The sequence below is a fragment of the Chitinophaga sp. sic0106 genome, from assembly GCF_019219075.1.
Lineage (GTDB): Bacteria > Bacteroidota > Bacteroidia > Chitinophagales > Chitinophagaceae > Chitinophaga.
Map to the genome: position 1 here is coordinate 57734 of NZ_JAHUWJ010000004.1, position 22829 is coordinate 80562.

The 22829-nt window shown below is 48.4% G+C and carries 17 protein-coding genes and 1 pseudogene; 12 read left to right on the plus strand and 6 right to left on the minus strand.

Going from position 1 to position 22829, the window contains the following annotated elements; translation table 11 throughout:
* The first annotated feature begins 95 nt into the window (after positions 1–95).
* Positions 96–557, plus strand: a complete 462-nt coding sequence (locus KW844_RS07400) for an Lrp/AsnC family transcriptional regulator (protein WP_218376081.1) — start codon at positions 96–98, stop codon at positions 555–557.
* 3 nt (positions 558–560) lie between these two features.
* On the opposite strand, the gene KW844_RS07405 is transcribed toward KW844_RS07400, so the two are convergent.
* Positions 561–2579 carry a tetratricopeptide repeat-containing sensor histidine kinase gene (locus KW844_RS07405; RefSeq protein ID WP_218376082.1) on the minus strand — a complete coding sequence of 673 codons (2019 nt, stop codon included), beginning with the start codon at positions 2577–2579 and terminating at the stop codon, positions 561–563.
* A gap of 191 nt (positions 2580–2770) precedes the next feature.
* Here KW844_RS07405 and KW844_RS07410 point away from each other — a divergent pair, with 191 nt between their 5' ends.
* The 5 genes and pseudogenes from KW844_RS07410 to KW844_RS29375 all read left to right on the plus strand — a co-directional run bounded on the left by KW844_RS07410 (position 2771) and on the right by KW844_RS29375 (position 9153).
* On the plus strand, positions 2771–3997 hold the full coding sequence (locus KW844_RS07410; RefSeq protein ID WP_218376083.1) for a TCR/Tet family MFS transporter: 1227 nt from the start codon (positions 2771–2773) through the stop codon (positions 3995–3997).
* A 54-nt stretch (positions 3998–4051) separates the two neighbouring features.
* Complete coding sequence (locus KW844_RS07415; RefSeq protein WP_218376084.1) at positions 4052–5233, plus strand: outer membrane protein assembly factor; 1182 nt, start codon at positions 4052–4054, stop codon at positions 5231–5233.
* 107 nt (positions 5234–5340) lie between these two features.
* Positions 5341–6366: an outer membrane beta-barrel protein gene (locus KW844_RS07420; RefSeq protein WP_218376085.1), complete on the plus strand. Its 1026-nt coding sequence runs from the start codon at positions 5341–5343 to the stop codon at positions 6364–6366.
* A gap of 270 nt (positions 6367–6636) precedes the next feature.
* Positions 6637–8835: pseudogene (locus KW844_RS07425) on the plus strand (LamG-like jellyroll fold domain-containing protein); the annotation flags it as partial.
* 105 nt (positions 8836–8940) lie between these two features.
* Positions 8941–9153, plus strand: a complete 213-nt coding sequence (locus KW844_RS29375) for a T9SS type A sorting domain-containing protein (protein ID WP_370626488.1) — start codon at positions 8941–8943, stop codon at positions 9151–9153.
* A 73-nt stretch (positions 9154–9226) separates the two neighbouring features.
* On the opposite strand, the gene KW844_RS07430 is transcribed toward KW844_RS29375, so the two are convergent.
* Positions 9227–10177 carry an aldo/keto reductase gene (locus tag KW844_RS07430; protein WP_218376087.1) on the minus strand — a complete coding sequence of 317 codons (951 nt, stop codon included), beginning with the start codon at positions 10175–10177 and terminating at the stop codon, positions 9227–9229.
* A gap of 74 nt (positions 10178–10251) precedes the next feature.
* On the opposite strand from KW844_RS07430, the gene KW844_RS07435 reads away from it, so the two are divergent.
* The 4 genes from KW844_RS07435 (at position 10252) to KW844_RS07450 (ending at position 17289) form a co-directional block, all read left to right on the plus strand.
* A complete protein-coding gene (locus tag KW844_RS07435; RefSeq protein ID WP_218376088.1) occupies positions 10252–11058 on the plus strand; it encodes a hypothetical protein in 807 nt (268 codons plus the stop codon).
* Between the two features lie 494 nt (positions 11059–11552).
* Entirely contained in the window at positions 11553–12956 is a 1404-nt protein-coding gene (locus tag KW844_RS07440) for a TolC family protein (RefSeq protein WP_218376089.1), read from the plus strand.
* Positions 12957–12974: 18 nt separating this feature from the next.
* Positions 12975–16211: an efflux RND transporter permease subunit gene (locus tag KW844_RS07445; protein WP_218376090.1), complete on the plus strand. Its 3237-nt coding sequence runs from the start codon at positions 12975–12977 to the stop codon at positions 16209–16211.
* The gene (locus tag KW844_RS07450) at positions 16198–17289 is read left to right on the plus strand and encodes an efflux RND transporter periplasmic adaptor subunit (RefSeq protein ID WP_218376091.1); all 1092 of its coding nucleotides are present in this window, start codon (positions 16198–16200) and stop codon (positions 17287–17289) included. The genes KW844_RS07445 and KW844_RS07450 overlap by 14 nt, the downstream gene beginning before the upstream one ends.
* Positions 17290–17616: 327 nt before the next feature.
* Here the strand turns inward: KW844_RS07450 and KW844_RS07455 are convergent, their stop codons facing one another.
* The 3 genes from KW844_RS07455 to KW844_RS07465 form a co-directional block, all read right to left on the minus strand.
* Entirely contained in the window at positions 17617–18261 is a 645-nt protein-coding gene (locus tag KW844_RS07455) for a MarC family protein (protein ID WP_218376092.1), read from the minus strand.
* Positions 18262–18317: 56 nt separating this feature from the next.
* The gene (locus KW844_RS07460) at positions 18318–18929 is read right to left on the minus strand and encodes a trimeric intracellular cation channel family protein (RefSeq protein WP_218376093.1); all 612 of its coding nucleotides are present in this window, start codon (positions 18927–18929) and stop codon (positions 18318–18320) included.
* Positions 18930–19005: 76 nt separating this feature from the next.
* Positions 19006–19263 (minus strand): hypothetical protein, encoded by a 258-nt coding sequence (locus KW844_RS07465; RefSeq protein ID WP_073080358.1) that lies wholly within the window; start codon positions 19261–19263, stop codon positions 19006–19008.
* A 293-nt stretch (positions 19264–19556) separates the two neighbouring features.
* On the opposite strand from KW844_RS07465, the gene KW844_RS07470 reads away from it, so the two are divergent.
* Together KW844_RS07470 and KW844_RS07475 are read left to right on the plus strand one after the other, a co-directional pair.
* Positions 19557–21740 carry a DPP IV N-terminal domain-containing protein gene (locus KW844_RS07470; protein WP_218376094.1) on the plus strand — a complete coding sequence of 728 codons (2184 nt, stop codon included), beginning with the start codon at positions 19557–19559 and terminating at the stop codon, positions 21738–21740.
* Positions 21741–21786: 46 nt separating this feature from the next.
* Positions 21787–22176, plus strand: a complete 390-nt coding sequence (locus KW844_RS07475; protein ID WP_218376095.1) for a hypothetical protein — start codon at positions 21787–21789, stop codon at positions 22174–22176.
* Here KW844_RS07475 and KW844_RS07480 read toward each other — a convergent pair whose 3' ends face one another.
* Positions 22177–22818: a VIT1/CCC1 transporter family protein gene (locus KW844_RS07480; protein WP_218376096.1), complete on the minus strand. Its 642-nt coding sequence runs from the start codon at positions 22816–22818 to the stop codon at positions 22177–22179.
* Positions 22819–22829: the final 11 nt, after the last annotated feature.

A 22829-nucleotide genomic window follows, 5' to 3' on the forward strand; every position in this document is an offset into this window, starting at 1 on the left:
TAAGCAGTAAAAATAGCCTATATTTGGCTGCCGGGTAGTTTTTTCATACTGTTTTAGGGAGATGTAACCGCTGCCCGCAGAAAAATCATACTGCCATGGATACACTCGATCATACGGACAAACGGATATTACAGCTCCTGCAAACAGATGCAAAGCTCAACACCAAAGAAATCGCTCACCGTATAGGCCTCAGCATTACACCTACCTACGAACGCTTAAAGAAAATTGAGAAACTGGGAATCATCCGTAACTACGTCACCCTGCTCGACCCGGAGAAGATCGGGAAAACATTAATGGCCTACTGTAATGTATCGCTGCAGCTGCATTCCCTACCGCTGCTTCGTAAATTTGAGGACGCCGTTATGAACCTGGAAGAAGTAATGGAATGCTTTCACCTGGCGGGAAATTATGACTACCTCCTGAAAGTGGTGGTCGACGACATGAAAAGCTACCAGCAGTTCATCACCCTAAAACTGGCCAGCATCGAAAATATCGCACAGGTGCACAGTTCCTTCGTGATGACGGAAATTAAGCACACCACCGCTTTTCAGCTGTAGCAGCTATTTGAGCACGCTCATGCCATTGGTACCACCATTCTGAACCACCAACGTGTAGCCTCTCACGTTAGCATCCGTTTCTTCTGAAAGCGGCACGGTAAAAGAAAAGCTGCTGCCGCTGCCTGGCGTGCTATGGAACCAGATACGCCCATTGTTGCGTTCCACAAAATCCTTGGATAAGTGTAACCCAAGCCCACAACCTTTTTCATTGCGGGTGCCGTTAGTAGAGTAGTAGATGTTGGAAAAAATCCGGTGCTGGTTTTCGATAGGAATGCCGGTACCATTATCGCGCACCATCACTTCTACCGAAGTTTTATCAATACGGGCACTCACTGTAATGCGCCCGCCTCCGGGGGTAAACTTAATAGCGTTGTTGATCAGGTTGCGGACTACCATCCGGATCATCTCCGGATCGCCATATACCAGCACCGCCCCGTTTATTTCATGGTGCAAAGCCACATCTTTTTGTCGCGCCAGCGTTTGCAGCAACTCAAATTCCTGGTTTAGCAACAACGTAAAATCAAAATCATCTGCCCTTACGCCAATACCTTTCATCTGGTTGCTGGCCCATTGCAGCATATTGTCCATCATATAGGCCGTGTTTTTTACATCTCTCCACAGCTCATCGGTATAATAGCGAAACTGTTCCGGCTCAATCTTTTCATCTTTCAATAAAAACAACAAACCTTCCAGTATAGCCAGGGGAGAGCGTAAATCGTGACTGATAACAGAAAATATTTTGTCCTTCACCTGGTTCAGACTTTCCAGCGTGGTATTTTGTTCCAGTATGATGTGATTTTGCAGGGATACCTCCTGGTTCTTGCTGTTCAGCGCGTGGGTAAGCACCTGCTGCCGCTTGTACATACGGTAAAGGATAAACGTAATGATCAGCAGTATAACAAACAGCAGGGCCGCCGACAATACCAGTATCCGCTGTTGCTGTATGGTGGCCAGGTGTATCTGTTGCTCTTTTTTCAACAATTCGTTTTCCTGCTGCTTTTTTTCGGCTTCATATTTTTCCTGCGATCGTGATATCTGCCGGCTCTTCTCCAGGTTGAAAAAGCCCATATTGCGGTCGGTAAACGCTTTGAAGTGCTGGAATGCTGCCTGGTAGTCCTTTCGGGCGCTATCCAATTCGTACCTGATCTTGTAATAGATCATATCATTTTTAACGTTCTTCAGGGTACTGTTTACGTCAAAGGCATGCGCCAGGTTTTTTTCAGCTTCAGAAAAATTGCCCATGAAGGTCTGCACTTCGGCCAGGTTCAGGCTCGACTTCACGATCCCCAGCTGATTATCCGCATCATGGTAGCAGGTGGATGACAGCTCGTGATAACGCAACGCATCCGGGAGTCGCCGTTGCAGCATAGCCACCAGACCCAAATTTTCGTAAGTATAGGCCAGTCCGCGCTGATCGTTCAGGGAAAGTTTGATGGCTTCGGCCTGGTGCAGATAGTGCAGGGCGGAGTCGAGTGTGTGTAAAGCCAGGTAGGCAGATCCAATATTGTTGAGCGTTTTACTGATTTCAGGGGCTTCTTTTAATTTGTTTTTGATTACCAGAGATTTATGGAGATAAATCAATGCATCCCTCGGACTATTTTGTTCCGTGAAGATGTTACCCATGTCGTTATACAAAATGCTGAGGGTATGTTCATCGTTCACGGCCTCGGCCAGCTTCAAAGCGCTGAGGGTAAGCTGCATCTGCTTATCCAGGTGCCCCCTGGTATTTTCTACCAGGGCGAGGTTGCGTTGTGCCCAGATTTTTCCTTTGGTGTAATTGAGGCGCTGACTGATTTCCAATGCTTCCACCGCATATTTCTCCGCCATCACCGGGTTCCGGGTAAAATAACTCCTGGAAGTGGTGTTCAGCAAATCGATTCTGGCCTTATCCTGCTCGGTATGTTGATGCAGGGCTTGTTCAAGGCTATCGGTAGCGGGTGACTGCGCACGGGCGGCAGGCGTGAGTAATAATAAGTACAGGGGCACCAGTAGGCATCTTCTCAAAGGATTGGCCGGTAGCATAGCAAGAGATTAATTTTGGCAGATGAAGGACCGGTTTGGGGCGTGTCCTACGTAAAATTGAGATAAAAATAATCATAATGCGTGATCAAACAAAACGGAATTCCCAATTGGCGGCCCCGCAGGTAAATTTTCCGGCCTGATACGTTGATATCCAATTACGTTTGTATTTTGCAAAAAATTAAACCTGCAACATGGCTGTTAAGAAAAGTGCGGCACTGGGCTTTATCTTCGTTACCCTGCTGATCGACGTTATAGGATTTGGGATTATCATTCCGGTGATGCCGAAATTAATCGAAACCCTTACTGGTGAAGGCCTTAGCGGCGCATCCTGGTGGTCGGGCTGGCTCACTTTTGCCTATGCCATCACGCAGTTTTTTATGGCGCCGGTGATTGGTAGTCTCAGTGATGCTTATGGCCGCCGGCCTGTATTGCTCTCCTGTCTGGCCGCATTTTGTCTTGATTATATCTTTCTCGCCTGGGCGCCTAACATCGCTTTGTTGTTCGTAGGAAGGATCATTGCAGGCGCCACGGGCGCCAGCATGAGCACCGGCGCAGCCTATATTGCGGATATCAGTACGCCGGAAAAGCGTGCGCAAAATTTCGGTATGATCGGTGTGGCCTTTGGCCTCGGCTTTATCATAGGACCCGGGCTTGGCGGTGCGCTTAGCCATTGGGGACCAAGGGTGCCATTCCTGGCGGCAGCCGGTCTCACCCTGCTCAACTTCCTGTACGGCCTTTTCGTACTGCCGGAATCGTTAGCACCTGAAAACAGGCGTCCATTTGAGTTGTCGAGGGCTAACCCCTTCGGCGCACTGAACCAGTTGCGGAAGTATCCCGTGATCTCCGGCCTCATCTTCTCCCTGCTACTCATATACATAGCCAACTTTGCCGTGCAGTCCACCTGGGCATTTTTTACCATGGAAAAATTCAAATGGACAGAGCAGTGGGTAGGTTACTCACTCATGTTCGTAGGATTAATGGTTGCACTGGTGCAGGGAGGCCTGATCCGCATCATTATGCCAAAGCTGGGTGCCAAGCGCTCCGTGATCATCGGGCTGGCCCTGTATGCCATCGGCATGGCCTTGTTTGCCTTCGCCGGTAAAGGCTGGCAGATGTTCGTATACCTGGTGCCGTATTGCCTCGGCGGAATCTGCGGACCTGCTTTACAGGGTATCATGAGCAACCAGGTGCCGCCCACCGAGCAGGGGGAGCTGCAAGGCGCCATGACTTCACTTGTGAGTCTCACCATGATCTTTGGACCGCTGATGATGACGAGCATCTTTACTTACTTTACCAAAGCATCGGCCCCGGTATATTTCCCCGGTGCGCCATTTCTGACCGGTAGCCTGTTGCTGGTGCCCAGTATCATCCTGGCTATTATTTCATTTAAGAAAACGCACGCACCGGCATCTTCCTAAAAACCTGCTGTTCAATGTGCTGCATGTTTCGAATTCCCGTTACATTTGCAAACTATGTTCAGAAGAATTTTTGCTGCGGCTATATTGACAGGAACGGTTATCAGTGTAAAAGCCCAACAGGACTCTGTTGGCAAACGGGAGCGCCCGTTATTCGGCACCCAGGATACGGTATTGCGTAAACGAAGTTTCTTTCCGCTTCCCGTCCTGGGATACTCCCAGGAAAAAGGACTGGAAATAGGAGCGGCTATGCTGTATTCGTTTTATACGGATAATAAAAATCCGCACCCGCAAACGCGTAATTCCACCATCAACCTGATTCCCAGTATCACCACGGAAAATCAGTACAAAATAGATCTCAAGACAAATATCTGGACAAGGGCCAATCTGTGGCATTTTAAAAGCAACTTCCGGTACCATGATTTCCCTATGTATTTTTATGGTTTGGGAGATACTACCCATGCATCGGACAAGTCCCTGTTAAATAACACCCGTTACAAGTTCCAGGTAGAAGCGGAGCGCCGCTTAAGCGGTAATTTTTACGTAGGGGCTACGGCGTTATACCAAAATGATACCTACAGCAGCGAAGATCATAAAGGGATCTACGAAACGATGCCTTTGATCGGCAAAACAGGCGGTCATGTTACTTTCCTCGGGCTTACCGGCATATTCGACAACCGCGATAATCAGAACTATACCCGCAAAGGAACCTGGCTCAAACTCAATGTTTCCTTCGCACCTAAATTCCTCAGCTCCGAAGAGCTGACCCGCATCGAAGCCCAGGGTACGCAGTTTTTTTCTTTCGGGAAAAAGAGCACCATCGGCTTCAATGGTTATTTCAATACCATCCAGGGCGGTCAGATTCCATTCTATCAGCTCTCTGAAATGGGGAACGATATGATCATGCGCGGCTACTATACGGGCAGATACCGGGATCAGAATTACCTCGCCCTGCAAACCGAATACCGCTACCTGATCGATCCGAAGATGCGTATCAAAATATGGTTTGTAGACCTCCATCCTAAATTTGCACTGGCCGCTTTTGCGGGTACCGGCACGGTATATAAAAACAAAGATTTTCATTTCGATGGATTTAAGCCCAGCTATGGCGGTGGCATCCGTTGGTTCTATGATGAAAGTTCAAAACTCACCATTCGTATAGACTATGCCGTAGGGGAGAAGCGCCCCGGCGAAAATCGCCAGAGTGGTTTCTATCTGTCTCTGGCTGAGGCGTTTTGATTCGCCAAATTATCAGGATAGGTCGCTTGTTATGTGCTAACTATTGAGTAACTTTCAATAGACTGCAAACGGAATGCAGTCATAAACAAATCACCAAAACCATGTTTATGATGCGACCCATCCTGTTATCAGCAATGGCCCTCATGCTGGCTGCTACTAGTACCCTATATGCGCAGGACAAATCTTCCCGTCCTCCGCATTCTAAGTTTTACCTTAAAGTTGCCGGTGGCTATTTCTTCAGCATTACGCCCGGGCAGTTTCCTAACGTAGGTCCATACCCGCCACAGGATTTGCATACGGAATATAATCCCGCCAACGCTAATCCGTTTGATACCGTGAGCCGCAAGGTGCTGACAGGCTCCTACGGGCAAGGTGTAAGAGGTGGACTCAGCTTCGGGTATAACATCAACAAGTACATCGCCATTGAAGGAACCTTTAATTATTATCATAGCTCCAAGAACCTGATGACCCGTACACTCACCACCGTAGCAGGGTCCGGACAGGTGTTGGGAAACATAACCTCACACGGTCACGTAAATGCAATTGATTTTGCGCCCAGCTTTGTGTTCAGTCCCGGCCTGGAAAAAGTGAATCCATATGTGCGATTTGGTGTAGTGGTGCCACTCTGGGGTCGCCTGTACATAGAAACGGACGCACTGCAAACTTCCAACCCACCGGCCGGCCTGCCGCTGCCTCCGGGCACCCTGGTGAAAACCGTCATCCACCGCGAAGAGGAAATCAAGCCTAACGTTACCTTTGGTATGCAGGGCGCACTGGGTGTGAGCTTCAATGTATCTTCCCGTTTTGATGTGTTCGTGGAAGCAGAATACCGTAACGTACCAGTAAAAAGCAAAAGCAAGGAAGTCACTGAATACAGTGAAACCAATACCGCCATCAACGGCAGCACCGGTGCTGAATTGCAGGTGCTCAGTCAACGTGGCCTCGGTGACCTCAGCGTGGCGGAGAAAAATACAGACTACGTTACCACCCTCGACAGAAATTCAAATACTGAAGTCAATAAGCAAGGCACTAAAACCTTCTACAAGGATGATAACGCCCCTTCCAATGACTTAAAGTCTTATATCAACATTGGCGGCATGGGCTTTAATGCTGGCCTGAAATTCAGGTTGTAATCTCTGCAAATGAAAAGCTGGTGTTTCTTGCGCAAGGTGGCACCAGCTTTTCAGATTGTAGTGCGAGGCTTACCGTTCAGGTTGTGATCCATATGCTGCTTTGCTGCCACCCCTTGCAAATGAAAATGTTGGTACCGCGCGCGACGCGGCACCCCAGGAATGACACCGAAGGTGTCATCCCTACCCACAAAAATCCCATAAAACAGGTATAGTTTATCTAAACTTTTGTTTATATATTAGTAGGGAACAATCCATAAAACCCTACGAACAATGAAAAAAATCTACCTCCTGAGTGCGGGCCTCCTATGCGCACTCCATTCCTTTTCTCAAACCAAAAAAGTCCTCTTACTGGGCATCGACGGCTGCCGGCACGACGCAGTAATAGCCGCCAACGCACCCACGCTGGACTCCCTCATCGGAACATCGGTATACAGCTTTGATGCACTAACGGAAACGCCTACCTGGAGTGGTGTTGGCTGGAGTGCCATGCTTACCGGTGTATGGAGAAATAAAACCGGCGTAGTCGATAACTCCTTTGCCGGCTCCAGTTACACCGTATATAAATCATTCCTGGAACGGGTACAAAACGTAACGCCTGCACGCCGCGTGGTGTCAGTTGTCCATTGGACACCTATCAACACTTTTGTAGTCAACAACATCGACGCGGAGGTAAACGTAACCACCGACCTGGATGTTAAAAACAATGCCGTAGCTGAACTCACAAACAACAACCCTGACGTGCTTTTTGTGGACTTCGACGATGTAGACCATGCGGGACACTCCTACGGATTCGGCCCTGGCGTCTCCCAATACCTCAGTGCAATACAAACCACTGATACCTATATCAAAAATATACTGACCGCCCTGAAAAGCCGCCCCAACTACGCCAATGAAGATTGGCTGGTAGCTGTAACCACCGATCATGGTGGTAACCTGGCCGGCCACGGCGGCAGCTCCTTCGACGAAAGAAATATCTTCTCCATATTTTCCAACAGTAACTTCACCCCCGCACAGATATCCAAACAAGTGGTGAGCTTTAACATGGGTGGCCAATACCTTTCCTTTGATAATGGGGCCTATGTACAAGCCGCCGCCGCACCGCATAGCTTCGGCACTTCCACCGATTTCACCATCGAATGCCGCGTGAAACTCACCGCAGGCTTCTCCGGTGATCCGGCCATCCTCGCCAATAAAAACTGGGCCAATGGCCTTAACAAAGGGTTTATTTTGTCCGCCGTAAGTGGCAACTCCTGGAAGGTAAACGTTGGTGATGGGAGTCACCGCGTAGACCTCAACGGCAACATCATTGCTGATGGCCGCTGGCACCACCTGGCCATTGTGGGAAAACGTAATGGCAACATCAGTATGTATGAAGATGGTACACTGGTAAGCAGCAAAAGCATGACCACCATCGGTGATATCACCAGCAACCTCCCATTAGCCATTGGGCAGGATGGAACGCTGAACTATGGCTACCATCCTAATGGTAACATAGCAGAAGTGCGCATCTGGAACAAGGCGCTGGCAGAATCAGAGCTGATCACCTGGATGTCGCAACCGGTGACCAGCAGCCACCCCTCCTGGAGTAACCTGCTCACGTATTTTAAAGGCAACGAAGGTAGCGGCAGCAGCTGGACAAATACGAAAAGCAGTGGTAACGGTACTATAACGGGAACGCCTGTATGGCAAGGACCTGTAGCACAACCAGCAGCGCTGAATTTCGCTGCCGCCTACGCGAAACCGGTAAATGCGTTGAACTACAGCTTCGATACCGGTGATTTTACCATGGAATGTAAAGTGAAAGTGGCCAACTGGTCCGGTGATCCGGCTATCCTTGCGGATAAAAACTGGGCCAGCGGCACCAACAAAGGCTATGTGCTGGCACTCACTTCCGGCGGCTGGAAAGTTAACATCGGTGACGGTTCCAACCGCGCAGATGTGAACGGAGGTAACCTCATCACCAACACCTGGCACCACCTGGCATTTACCGTAAGTCGCAGCGGTAATCTGATCACCTATCTTGACGGGGTACAAACCGGTAGCACTTCCTTGTCGGCAGTGAAAAAAGGGATTGCCTCCGGCTTACCTTTCGCCATTGGTCAGGATGGTACTTTAACCTATGGCTATGCGTTTCAGGGCAACATCTCCGATGTAAGAATATGGAATAAGGTGCTGTCGGCAACAGTGATCAACACCTGGAAAAATACAGCCATTACTTCTGCCCATCCGGATTATACCAGTCTCACTGGTTACTGGCCAGCTCATGAAGGTAGCGGCAGTACCTTGCTGGATGGCCTGAGTGCAGGCAACAACGCCGCTATCACCGGAACGGCCAGCTGGCAAACTGCTCCGCCCGATACCACTTTTACTTACGGCGTATTTAACAATACTCCACGACAGGTGGATATGGCAGTCAGCTGCCTCGACTTCCTCGGCATCAACATTGATACGGCCTGGCAACTGGATGGGCGTAGCTGGATACCACCGGTATCATCTCTTGCAGCCAGCGCTGGTAAACAAGTAACCACCACAGCAAACATGCTGACGGTAGCGCCAAATCCGGTAGGTAAAACCATGCGTGTGAATGTTGAAACGAAAAAAGAAGAGGCAGGATTATTAGTGCTATATAACCTGCAACGCCAGCCAGTGAAAGTTTATCGGCAGCAATTGCGTAAAGGCAAACAATTATTAACGTTGGATGTGCCGGACCTGCCTGCTGGCCTGTATTTCCTGGATTTGCAGACAACCGGGGTGCACCAGGCAGTGAAAGTATTTGTTCAACAATAATCCATTTTGTAGAGACGGGCTGCGCCCGTCTCCCAAATTCGAGGAGACGGGCGCAGCCCGTCTCTACATTATTTTAATAGGCACTCGCTTTATTCAGTACATCCAGATCTTGTTGGTTCAGCGTCAGCTGCACCCCTTTAATCAGCTCCTGCAGCTGCGCAATACTGGTAGCACTGGCAATTGGGGCTGCAATAGCAGGGCGGGTGAGGAGCCAGGCCAGTGAAATTGCAGATGGCGTTACGTTATATTTTTTCGCGCAATTATCCAGCGCCTCCAGAATCTTAATGCCGCGGGCACTGAGGTAGCTCAAGGCTTTCTGTCCGCGCGCACTGCTTTTATTGATGTCCGCTTCCGAGCGATATTTTCCGCTCAAAAATCCACTGGCCAGGGAATAATAGTTGATCACGCCAATATTTGCTTTCAGGCAGATGTCAGCGTATTGTTGTTCATATTTTTCACGGTCATATAAATTGTATTCCGGCTGGAATGTTTGGTAGCGGGGGAGTCCATGCTGATCACTTGCGCGCAGACTTGCCAGTAACCGCGAAGCGCTCATATTGGAAGCACCAATGGCGCGTATTTTTCCTGCCTTTATCAGTTCATGATAGGCCTCAAGTGTTTCTTCCACCGGGGTATCCTCATTATCGTAATGTGTTTGGTAGAGATCAATGTAATCGGTTTGTAGTCGCTGCAGCGAGTCTTCCACACGCTTACGGATATACGATTTTGACACATTGATGCCTTCTCCCATATCAGCACCTACTTTGGTAGCAACAATTATTTTGCTGCGGTTGCCACGGGCTTTCATCCACTGGCCAATGATGGACTCCGATTCACCACCCTTGTTGCCCGGCACCCAGCGGGAATAAACATCCGCGGTATCCACCAGATTAAAACCCTGCGCGGCAAATTCATCCAACAGGTCAAACGATGTTTTTTCGTTGGCCGACCAGCCGAAAACATTTCCACCAAATGCCAACGGCGCTACTTCCAGTCCTGAATTTCCTAATTTACGTTTTTCCATATCTGAGCGTTTAAATTTATTCCAGTTCAGCTTCCCCCTAATTTAACTAAATTTGGGCGTTTATACGAATACATATGACACTTAATATATCAGCTGCGGATTTCGCACACATCACCTCCACGTATGGTAAAATTAATGGCCACTCCATCCTGGATGCCCGTGAAAATGTAACCCACGAAATCTTTCCGGACAAGGTGGTGATCGGTACCAACTTCGCCAACTTTGCCACTTACCAGCTGTACTTTACAGCCGATACACTGCATGTACATAAATATGCTTTGGAAGATGTAAATGCTGACAACGCAAAAATGATTCCGGATGAAATGTCGGAAGAAGACCAGGAAGAACTCCAGTCACGCTGGGATACGCTTGTGCAGGACATCAAAGCTGCTGAAAAGCTCCAGCAAAGCGGTAATGCCAGGCAAACCCTGGCGCAGTTGTACCTCGATATTTTTGATGAAGATACCGCTGTTGCATTAACAGATGAACTACCTCCCTTCGTAAAACCAGATCCACACGCCGTTTGGGAAGAGCTGGCCGTAGCCTTACAGAACAGTGGCAACCTCGCCGAGTTTGAATGGTCGGACCTTACCGACACCGGCGTTTACGCACTCAACGAACTGGAACCACTGCAGCTGGAAGGTATCATCCTCGAAGTTCCTGCTGAAGATGAGTATGAAGAAATCGTTTCCGCCGATGATTTTGCGCAGGCCTCTATTGATTTTGTAAACAGGCAGCTGGAAGAATATGAACTCCGCATCGTAGCCCTGGGGCCCGTGCTGGACGAATACCAGGCATTCACCTGTATCTCCACTGCGGATGATAAACTGGCCCGCGTAGGAAAAAAGTTGCGCGCACTTTGCCTCGTCTATCTCTACTAAATAATTAAAATCAGATTAAATATTATAAACGGTTTTAAGTGTTACATAAATTTTTATAATTTAACGGTTCATAATTCCGTTGGGTTGTGAAAGTTGTTGTTAGGTTAGCTATATTATTTGTCCTTGCTTTATTTCTATTGCCATCCGGCAAAGAAGGCGCCCTCGTTGTGCCCGGAGGAAAAATACCCGCACTTACAGCCAGCCTGCTTTCACAGCATCCCTTCGTAGCGCCCAAACTTAAGAGCGAAAAATTTAAATCTTCACTTACCCGACATAAGCGCAGGCCCGTTGGTATTAACGATTATAGTGATCATCCCTGTAATGTTAACATCACTACACTGAAGAACCGCTTCATTTATGTAGTTCATACCACTGGCTTTTTGCGCCCTTGCTACCATGAAGTTTTTACCCCGCTTCGTAGCTGGAGAGGTCCGCCTGTAGCCTGATCCATATTATTTCTATTTCAATTTACATTTCAGTAATTCTACGATTTTATGCACATACATAACATCGTGAAGCATTGCTGCGCGGTATGCCTTTGCCTGCTTACCGCCAGTAGTGGCTTCGCGCAACAGCCTGCGGACAGCTTTTCGCTGCACATGGCTATATCCCGCACGTTACAAAATTATCCTGCCATACAGGCTAAACAGGCACAGATCAAATCAGGGGAAGCCAACCTGACAGATGTTAAACATGACTGGTATCCAGCCCTGCGGGTACATGAACAGGTAGACGTAGGTACGGATAATAGTATCTATGGTTCCTATTTTACCATGGGTATGATACCATCGACCTCCGGTGGCATCCGCGAAAAAAATACTAACCAGTTAATGAGTGGCAATATCGCCATGGCCCAGATGCAATGGGAAGTCTATAACTTCGGCGCCTTCGGAAGTCGCACCATGGTTGCCCACGCAGCTTTAAACACGCGCAAATCAGATCTCTCCAATACCCAAAACCAGCTGACCATTGCTATCATTCAGGACTACCTGGAACTATTGCGATTAACAGCATTGCAAAAAGTTACCGCCGATAATATTCAACGCACAGAAGCCATCCAGCGCGCGGTAAACGCCACGGTGAAGTATGGTCTCAAACCGGGGGTTGACAGTGCCGTGGCCGCCGCCGAGCTATCCAAAGCAAGGTTAAACCTCCTGGAAGTAAAGGGTCAATACAACCGCCTGCGAATTGAATTGGCAGCATTTACTGGTATTGATACCACGAATATAACAGCAGATACATTGAATGAGTTAAAGCTGGCAGGTCTCCTGGCACGCTTTGCCCCGCAGGAGGCAGTCACCACACAGCACCCGCTGCTGCAATTTTATCAGTCGCAATATGAGCAGCAGAAAGCATTGGAAACCGTAATCCGCAAAGCCAACCTGCCAAAAGTAAATGTAATGGCAGCAGGCTGGATGCGCGGCTCCAGTGGGGAGTTCAACGATTACTATAATAAAAACCTATGGAGCGGATTGGGATATAAAAGATACAACTACCTGCTCGGCCTGGGTATCACCTACAATTTTACGGACCTGAAGCGGACCCGCGAAAAAGCAGCCGTACAACACTTTACCGCCGATGCGGCAGCAAAAGAACAGGAAACCATGGCGGTGAAACTACAGCAGTCACTCGATGAAGCACAGTCAGATATCGCCATCGCTCAACAGCGCCTGGCCGAAATTCCTTCGCAACTGCAAGCTGCACAGGCAGCCGCTATACAAAAAACAGCGCTGTATAAGGCCGGTCTCACCAACATTATTGAGGTCACCAACGCCCTCTTTTTACTGAACAGAGCGGAAACCGATATGATCCAGGCCCGCGATGCCGCCTGGAAAGCCTTGTTCAGAGCTGCATACGCCGGAAATACTTTACAGGACCTGTTACCGGCATTACACTAATCCTAAACTGAGATAATTATGTCATTAGTGACTTCCGCATTAAAAAAACCAGTCGCTGTAGTGATCATCACTACAGGGGTGCTGTTGTTTTCGTTGCTGTCGGTGTTCAAAATACCGATTGATATCTTTCCTAAACTCAACCTGCCCACTATTTACGTGATTGAGCCGTACGGCGGTATGTCCGCCAAACAAATGGAAGGCTTTTTCTCTACCCGCCTGCAGGACCAGTTCCTCTACGTGAATGGGGTGAAAAATATTACCAGCAGAAATATTCAGGGACTCACCATGCTTAAACTTACTTTCTACGAAAGTACAGATATGGCGGAAGCCTCTGCACAAGTAGCTTTGCAGGTAAATCGCGCAATGAAATTTTTCCCTCCTGGCGCGCTGCCGCCACAGGTGGTGCGCTTCGATGCCTCCTCCTTGCCGGTAGGGCAGCTGGTGCTTAGTAGTCCCACGCGCACACTCAAAGAAATGGCAGACCTGGCCGGAACCCGTATCAGACCCATGTTTTCAACAGTGCCGGGATTGTCGGCTCCGCCGCCGTTTGGAGCAAACTCACGATCCGTAGTGGTCAGCGTAGATCCGCAAAAACTCAGGAGCTTCAACCTCTCTGCGGATCAGGTGGTAGAGGCCATCGCGAAAAATAATGTGATGACGCCTTCGGGTAATATTCGCATCAACAACACGATGTATGTAACCACCCTTAACAGCCTGGAAAAAGAGGTGGCCGACTTCGGCGATATTCCGATTGCCAGCAATGGGAACAGTAACATATTCATCAAAGATGTGGCCCGGGTGGCTGATGGGTCGGACGTTACCGTGGATTATGCCCTGGTAAACGGAAAGCGCTCGGTGTATATCCCTGTTGTTAAAACGGCGGATGCCAGCACCTGGGACGTGGTGAAAACATTGAAACAACGCATTCCCGAAATGCAGTCGCTGCTGCCCGACGATGTAAAGCTCAGCTATGAATTTGATCAGTCAGTATTTGTGATCAATGCCGTGAAGAGCCTGATGACGGAAGGGATCTTAGGTGCGCTGCTGACCGGACTCATGGTGCTGCTATTCCTCAAGGACCTGCGTAGCTGCCTGGTGGTGGTTGTCACCATCCCCGTGGCAATAATGGCGGCTGTATTATTCCTGCAGCTGAGCGGACAAACCATTAATATCATGACACTGAGCGGGCTGGCCCTGGCCATTGGCATCCTCGTGGATCAGGCCACTGTTACCATTGAAAATATTCACCAGCATCTCGAATTAGGTAAGTCCAAAAAACAGGCGATATACGATGCCTGCGAAGAAATTTCTTATCCGCTGCTGCTTATCTTACTCTGTATCCTGGCGGTTTTTGCCCCTTCCTTTATTATGACGGGGGTACCTAAAGCCATGTTCCTGCCGCTGGCACTGAGCATCGGCTTTGCCATGATCGCTTCCTATTTTGCCGCGCAAACATTAGTGCCGGTAATTGCCAACTGGTGGCTGAAAGCGGAGAAATATCAACACACACATCATAGCCTGGCACTGGACGCAGCAGAAGTGGAAGAAATACAGGAACAGGTAGCTTACGAAACCACGCATGCGGGTGAGCTGAAAGGCTTTGAACGCTTAAAAGTTGGTTTTATGAATTTACTGGAGAGATGGAAGTCCCGCGCCGGCCTGATCACGGGTGTTTACCTCGTGCTCGCACTGGCAATTGCTGGCGGCTGTTATTGGTACATTGGTAAGGACCTGATGCCGCATGTAAACGGCAACCAGTTTCAGGTGCGACTCCGCGAGCCGGATGGTACCCGCCTGGAAAGAACGGAAGCCAGGGTACATCAGCTGCTCAACCTGATCGACTCCACCACCCATGGGCATGTGGCTATCAGCTCAGCGTATGTAGGGCTGATTCCCAGCAGCTACGGCACCAGCAACCTCTATATCTTTAACAGCGGCACTCACGAAGCAGTATTACAGGTAAACCTGGAGGAGGAGTATAAGGTGGATATGGATGAACTGAAAGAAACGTTGCGCAGTCAGGTAGATAGCCTGTTTCCCAAGTCGCGCATTTCCTTTGAGCCCATTGACCTCACAGAAAAAATCATGAGTCAGGGAGCCAATAATCCCATAGAGGTAAGAGTGGCTGGAAAAGATATAAAACAAATCGAAGACTATGCAAAAAAGATAGTTGGCAACCTGCAACAGGTACCATTCCTTCGGGATGTACAAATTGCACAGCCCCTGCATTTTCCGGTGATCAATATCAATATTGATCGCTTTAAGCTCGCACAAATGGGGCTGGACATCAGCCAGGTCGCTAGGTCTATTACCGCTTCCACGAGTTCCAGCAGATTTACGGAAAAGAACCAATGGCTCGATGAAAAGGTGGCGTATACCTACCAGGTTCAGGTGCAGGTGCCGGAATATAACATGACCTCTTTATCTGATCTGAAAGAGATTCCGTTGGTCAAAGGCCAGGCACGGCCAGTGCTATCTGATGTAGCTACTTTTAGTATGGGGGAGATGCCAGGGCAGCTGGACAGATCAGGGCCGCGTAGGTTCGTTACCGTTAGTGCGAATATTCACAAGATGGACCTTGCTACTGCCACGGAAGCAGTGCAGAAAGCGATACACGACGCAGGAGAGGTGCCCAAAGGCCTGAAAACGGAAGTAAAAGGAGCAAGCAGCCTGCTGGTAGAAACCCTGGATAGTTTGCAGTCCGGACTATTAATCGCCGTACTGGTGATATTTCTCCTGCTGGCGGCCAACTATCAGTCCATGCGTGTTTCGCTGGTGGTGCTCACCACTGTGCCTGCGGTGATAGCAGGATCATTGATAGCCTTGTTGCTGACCGGCGCCACGCTCAATCTGCAATCTTACATGGGCATGATTATGTCCACCGGTGTATCAGTGGCCAATGCGATTCTGATTGTTACCAACGCTGAAAAGCTGCGGCTTGAATACCGCGACGCCGGGAAGGCAGCGGTGGTAAGTGCGGGCATTCGTTTGCGCCCGATATTGATGACAAGCCTGGCAATGATTGCTGGTATGATTCCCATGGCTTCAGGCCTCGGTGAAGCAGGTGATCAAACAGCACCATTGGGCCGTGCCGTAATCGGTGGTCTGATAGCTTCTACTATTGCGGCCCTGCTGATATTGCCACTGATCTACGCCTGGGCGCAACGGAAGGCCGGCTTTAAGTCACCTTCCCTGATGCCGTCAGAAAAAAAAGTTTCTCATTCAACTAAAAATAATATTCATGCAACCATATAAATTATTCAGCACCCTGGTTATTTCCGGATCAGCATTACTCTTAGGTGCTTGCCATAGTACTGCACCACAGGTGAAATCCAACCGACATAAGGCTAAAGCATATGAACTAGCCACCGTGGTGAAACAGCCACTGGCATCTTCCATACAACTGCCGGGCGCGCTGGAGGCTTTTGAAAAAGTGAGTATTTATCCCCGCATCAACGGCTTCATTAAAACAGTAGCGGTCGACAGAGGGAGTCGCGTAAAAAAGGGCCAACTGTTATTGCAACTGGAAGCACCGGAAGTGATGCAGCAATATTTCGCTGCACAGTCGCGCTACCACCAGGCGGCAGCCTTGTTTGCCGGCAGCAGGGATAATTACGAACGTATGCTGGCTACGAGTGCCACACCGGGTACTATCGCACCGCATGACCTGGAATTATCTAAAGCAAAAATGATTGCCGACAGCGCATTGATGAATACCGAACGTTCTAACCTGGCAGGTGCTGCGGCGATGAAAGATTACCTCACTGTTACCGCGCCTTTTGATGGCGTAATTACAGAGCGTAATATACATCCCGGTGCATTGGTAGGATCTGCAACTAAATCAGAAGACAAACCGATGCTGATGTTGGAGCAGGAAGATAAGCTCAGGTTGGTATTACAGGTGCCGGAAATTTTAAGTGCGCAGTTGCAGGAAGGGGCATTGGTAACCTTTAAGGTGAATGCGATTCCTGGTCAGCAATTTCAGGGAAAAATTTCCAGGCAGGCAGGTACGCTGAATAATAAATACAGATCAGAAGCAGTAGAAATTGATGTGCTGAATGTGAATGGTCGTTTAAAACCGGGCATGTATACCGAGGTGAATATTCCCGTGAGCGGTTCTTCAGGGGCCATGGTAGTACCTGCAACAGCTGTGGTAACATCTACCGAAAAAAAATATGTGGTATTGGTAAAAGACAAAAAAACAAAATGGATAGATATCCAGGAAGGCAATCACCACAATGATTCCACAGAAATTTTCGGGTTGTTGCATCCTGGTGATCAGGTAGTAGAAAATGCAACGGACGATATCAGAGAAGGAGAAATAATCAACTAGAACAGCTATAAAAACCGGCCGTCCCGAAGAATCGGGACGGCTTTTCTGCTAACTGTTCCGTCTATATTGATTTTTTTTAGTTCCTATTGAAAAAAGGGAACGATAACATCCACCTAGTAATCAATAACGGATTTTACCTGTTGTTAATCGAAAAAATATCCTCGCGCCATTTTGCAATGACGGTTTAATGTCTTTATATAAGTTAAAGGATTGTGGAAGATCACAGATAGATCGGGTAGGGGCCGATGTTTTCTTTGCTATAAGCCTATTTATACTTTAATAACACCAGCTAAAATAAAATTGTTCTCTATGTGGAAAGAAAAAAAATTAAAGTTTAAAAAGCTCCATAACTCCCAATGCGAGCATCTGTACGCCGATCACAGCCAAAATCAGACCCATCATTTTTGTGATTACCATCATTACGTTGGTACCAATTACATTCACTATTTTATCGCCTGCAAGAAACAGCAGAAAAGTGATATAGCAAATCAATCCGTATACGCCCATAACGATAGCAAGGTGATAAACATCTTTGGCAGCGGAGTAACTCATGGCAGTGGTAATGGTGCCGGGGCCAGCCAAAAGCGGCATCGCCAGCGGGGTAATGGCAGCACTGATACCGTGGTCTGCTTTAACGGGCTGATCGCCCAGTTTGGGATTGCTTTTTTCTTCGTCCTTGCCGCGCACCATTTCGTATCCGATCACAAATACCAGTATACCGCCCGTTACGCGCAAGGCGGCGAGGGTGATTCCAAATACATGAAAAATCAATTTGCCCGCCACACTAAATACTGCGATAATACAAAACGCAATCAGCACTGATTTGGTCGCAATATTTCTTCGCTGCGGCTTGTCCATATTGGACGTAAGTTCCAGGAATACCGGTATGGAAGAAATGGGATTCACGATGGCGAATAAACCCATGAACACCGTGGTGGCAAAAGCAAAATAATTATCAAATATTTCCCTCATAACAGCAATATAGGAATTTTATATTATGTAGAGAAGAATGAATTTTGGTGCCTGGATTACCCGCGCAAGCGTGGTAGCTGCCAGTTATAACGCAGGCTCACCAAGCGTATGGCGACTATAACGGCAACGGCTACACTCTGTAGAAAATCTGCATCGGCATTGTAATAAGTGCCGGCCACATAAATTGTTCCGCCCACAATGGATGCGGCAGCATAAATTTCACGGGTAAACAAAATGGGTTGCTCACCTGAAATGACATCGCGAAGTAAGCCGCCAAAGGTACCGGTGATAGCACCCAGGGCTACGCATATCGGCATGGGGAGTCCTGCCGCAATACCCTTATTGATACCGGTTACGGTAAACATCGCCAACCCGATGGCGTCAAATACCGTGAGCCAATGATGCAATTTTTTTACATAGGAGAAAAATAAGGAAGCAATGATGGCAGCAATGATAATGGCACTGTTGCTTAATTCGTCCTGCATCCATGCTACGGGCGTAGCACCGATCAGCAGGTCCCGGATGGTTCCTCCGCCTATGGCCGTCACAAATGCCAGGGTGAGCAAACCAATTACATCATATGATTTGTTGATAGCGGCAGTAGCGCCGGATATGGCAAAAGCAAATGTTCCCAGTAGTTCCAGGACGTGAATAAAAGTAAGATGCATCCGCTGTTCTAAGATTTAGCTGCAAGTTATAGAATAGTTATACGCAGTGCATATAACAGCGGAAATGTTTTACAGATCAATAGTCGTAGTCATACTCACCACGCAGGGTGCGTTCAATCTGATCCTGCAATCCGCTGCTGAATCCTTCTACTTCAATTTTGGGATGGTTGTCGAGGTTAATGCGGAAATGACCCTTTTCCTGGATCAGCAGATCGTAAATATCTTCCAGCAAAGCATACAGTAGCTTTTTGGTGTTCTCGGCAATCTGCGCCAGAAATGAATCTTCCAGTTGTACAAATTCGCGGTTTTTGTAAGACAGTGTAACTTGAATCATAACTTATTATGGTTTTTCTAACAGGATAATAATTTTGTTCGATCTCGTCAGTCAGGCTGCCACCAATGGGTGCAACCCGCTGATACTCATTATGTAATTGTTATTTCTTGCATAAAAATAGATAAAAACCTATGAATATTTTTGAATTACACATGTTTTTTTATCCACATAATAAAAAATAGTTTAAAATATTTTTACCTTACCTGGTTTCCGCTTCTTTTAACAGAACGTTCCCCCTTTTGTTCAAATTGTTATTATTTTTTAGTTACCATTGCAACTTATTCTAATTGACAATGAAGAAAATAGCCCTGTTGATACTGCTGCTGCCAGGAGTAGCCGGTATCGGGAAAGCCCAGCCTGGTCCGCAGTTTAACTGGAGCACGGATGGTAAAGCCTATTACGACATTCGCGAAGAAGGCATTGCCTACGTTCCATGCGATGGTACCACCCCTACCGTGAAAGTACCCATGAACCTGCTCAAACCCGCTGGTGCCGGCCAACCGCTGGAAATCAAAACATTCCGCTTTTCGGAAAATGAACAACAGGTACTGATCTACACCAATACGCAACGCGTATGGCGTTACGAAACGAAAGGTGACTACTGGCTGCTGGATCTGCGCACGCAAAAGCTCCGCCAGCTGGGCAAAACACTGCCTGCCGCCTCGCTGATGTTTGCCAAAATTTCACCCGATGGTAAGTTTGCCGCCTACGTTAGTCACTCCAACCTATACCTCGAAGACCTTGCCACCGGCATCATCAAACCGATGACCACCAACGGCAGCCGCCGTTTTATCAACGGTACCTTCGACTGGGTATATGAAGAAGAACTGGATTGCCGCGATGGATTCCGCTGGAGCCCCGATAGTAAATCCATCGCCTACTGGCAGCTGGATGCTACCAAAACCCGCGACTTCCTCATGATCAATAACACCGATTCTATCTACTCCTTCACCATCCCGGTAGAATATCCGGTAGCAGGTCAGGACCCATCTGCCGTGAAAGTGGGCGTAGTGAATATCCAGACTGCCCGCACCACCTGGATGAACGTGCCTGGTGATAATCGACAGCACTACATCCCACGCATGGAATGGATTCCCGGTACAAATGAACTGATCATTCAGCAACTCAACCGCCGCCAGAATCAGAGCAAAATCATGATCTGCCGTGCTGATAACGGTAGCACCCGCACCATCTATACCGAAACAGATAAAGCCTGGATCGATGTAAAAAGCATGTGGGACGATAACGGTATCAAGGGCTGGGACTTCCTGCCCGATGGCAAATCGTTCCTCTGGCTCAGCGAGCAGGACGGATGGCGCCACCTGTACCGCATTGCACTCGCCGATGGTAAAGCCACGCTGCTCACCTCCGGCAATTACGATGTGATGAAACTGCTGCGCGCAGATCAGGGCACGGGCAAAATTTATTTTCATGCTTCGCCCTACAACCCGGTGCAGCAATACCTCTACAGTATCCCGCTGAACGGAGGCGATACGACCCGCCTCACACCGCACCAACTGGACGGTACCAACAAATACGAACTATCACCCTACAGCCTTTGGGCTGCCCATTCCTTCAGCAGTTATAAGCTGGTAAGGCCTGCGGCCGAATTCCTTCAGCTGGGCGATACGCCGGTATTGAAGCCGGCAATGGCCAATGCACTGCAACGTTTCTCCGGCAGAGGGAAAAATATGGAATATCTCCGCATTACCACCGCAGACGGAGTACCAATGGATGGATATATGGTGAAGCCCGATAACTTTGATCCGGCTAAAAAATACCCGGTTGTTTTCAGTGTTTACGGCGGGCCTGCTATGGCCATGACGCTGGACAACTACTACACCGGTGAAGATCCATTGTATAAAGGTAGTATGGCTGCCGATGGCTACATCTACGTGTGTTTCGACAACAGGGGTACGCCATTGCCAAAAGGCCGTGAATGGCGCAAAAGCCTTTACGGGAAAATAGGTGTCATCGATACCCGTGATCAGGCACTTACCGCCCGTGCATTATTTGAGAAATATCCGTTTATAGATTCCACCAGGTCCCTGATCTGGGGCTGGAGTGGCGGTGGTACCATGACGCTGAACATGCTGTGCCAGTATCCAGGCTTATTCACGGCAGGCGTGGCAGTAGCACCGGTGACCAATCTGCTCACCTACGATAATATTTACCAGGAGAGGTATACCGGCTTACCGCAGGAAGATATGGAGGCTTACAAAAAAGGTTCTCCCGTAACCTATGCGGCACAAATGGAAGGTAAACTGCTGCTGATCCAGGGTACAGGCGATGATAACGTGCATTACCAGAACTCAGAAATGATGCTCAATGCGTTTATCCGCTACAATAAACAGTTCCAGTTTATGGCGTATCCTAACCGCACCCACAGCATTTCAGAAGGCGAGGGTACCAGCGAACACCTGTCCACCCTGTTCACCGACTTCATTAAATTACATTGTCCTCCTGGTGCACGTTAGGAAATAAGCGTTTATTCTTTACCTTCGCATCCCTAAAATTAGAGTTATGGCAAAAACCAGGATAATTGGTATTGTTGCATCGCTGGCAGTGATTATCTGTGCATTCCTGCCTTGGTCTGAAGTCAACGATAGTCACCTGAAACACTTGGTGTTCACAGGCGTAAACACGGCAGGCTCCAACTATGGAGAACCCGGCAAATTGAATATTTTCCTGGCAACAGCGGCCCTGCTATTTTTTGCGCTTCGTAAAAAATGGACCTTAAGGGTGAACCTGTTTATCTGCGGATTTATGCTGGCGTGGACTTTCCGCAATGTGATGATTTTCGGAAGATGCGAGATAGGTATCTGTCCACAAACCCATCCCGCTTTATATATTTCCCTGGGAGCGGCTATAATAGCCTTTGTGTCTGTATTGCTGACACGCACCGATAAATAACTAGAATACTTTCTGGAGTATCCATGCTCCGCCTAAAACACCGGCGCCCATTAACCAATAACGAATGATGATTGGTAATGGGCGTTGTGCTGTAATCCTGGCCTTGAAAAAGCTGAAAGCAGTTAGTCCCAGAAAAACCAGCATCATACTGGTTTTAGCGGCAGCCGCAAAGTTTTCATTCGCCAGATAAGGACATACTGATAAGGCGCCGCCGCCAATAAAAAAGAGGCCGGTCATGATGGCGCTGCGGATGGCACGGCCACGACTAAACGTAGTTTCCCGCACATTTTCCGTTACAAGTGTTTGTTCCCACAAGTCGGCATCCTTCTGCATTTCACCGGCAATATGCGCGATGGTGGCATCGTTGATATCCAGTTTTTCCAGCTTTCTTTTTTCTTCAGGCGTCAGCAGTGGGCTGTCGTGCTGCAGGTCGCCCCTGTTGGCACGATAGGCGCTGAACATCACCAGCAAAGCACCGATGAGCCAGATGGCCAGCTGAATGTTATAGAAAGTTTGTACTGCAATGGTGAATCCCTGCATTACCTGGGTAGTAAAGAAGAGCAGAAATAATCCGTCCGGGAACCCAATTAATAAATCCGTTTTCCATCCGGAGCTGCGGATGGCTTTGTGGCTGTCCGCCATGTATATAAATT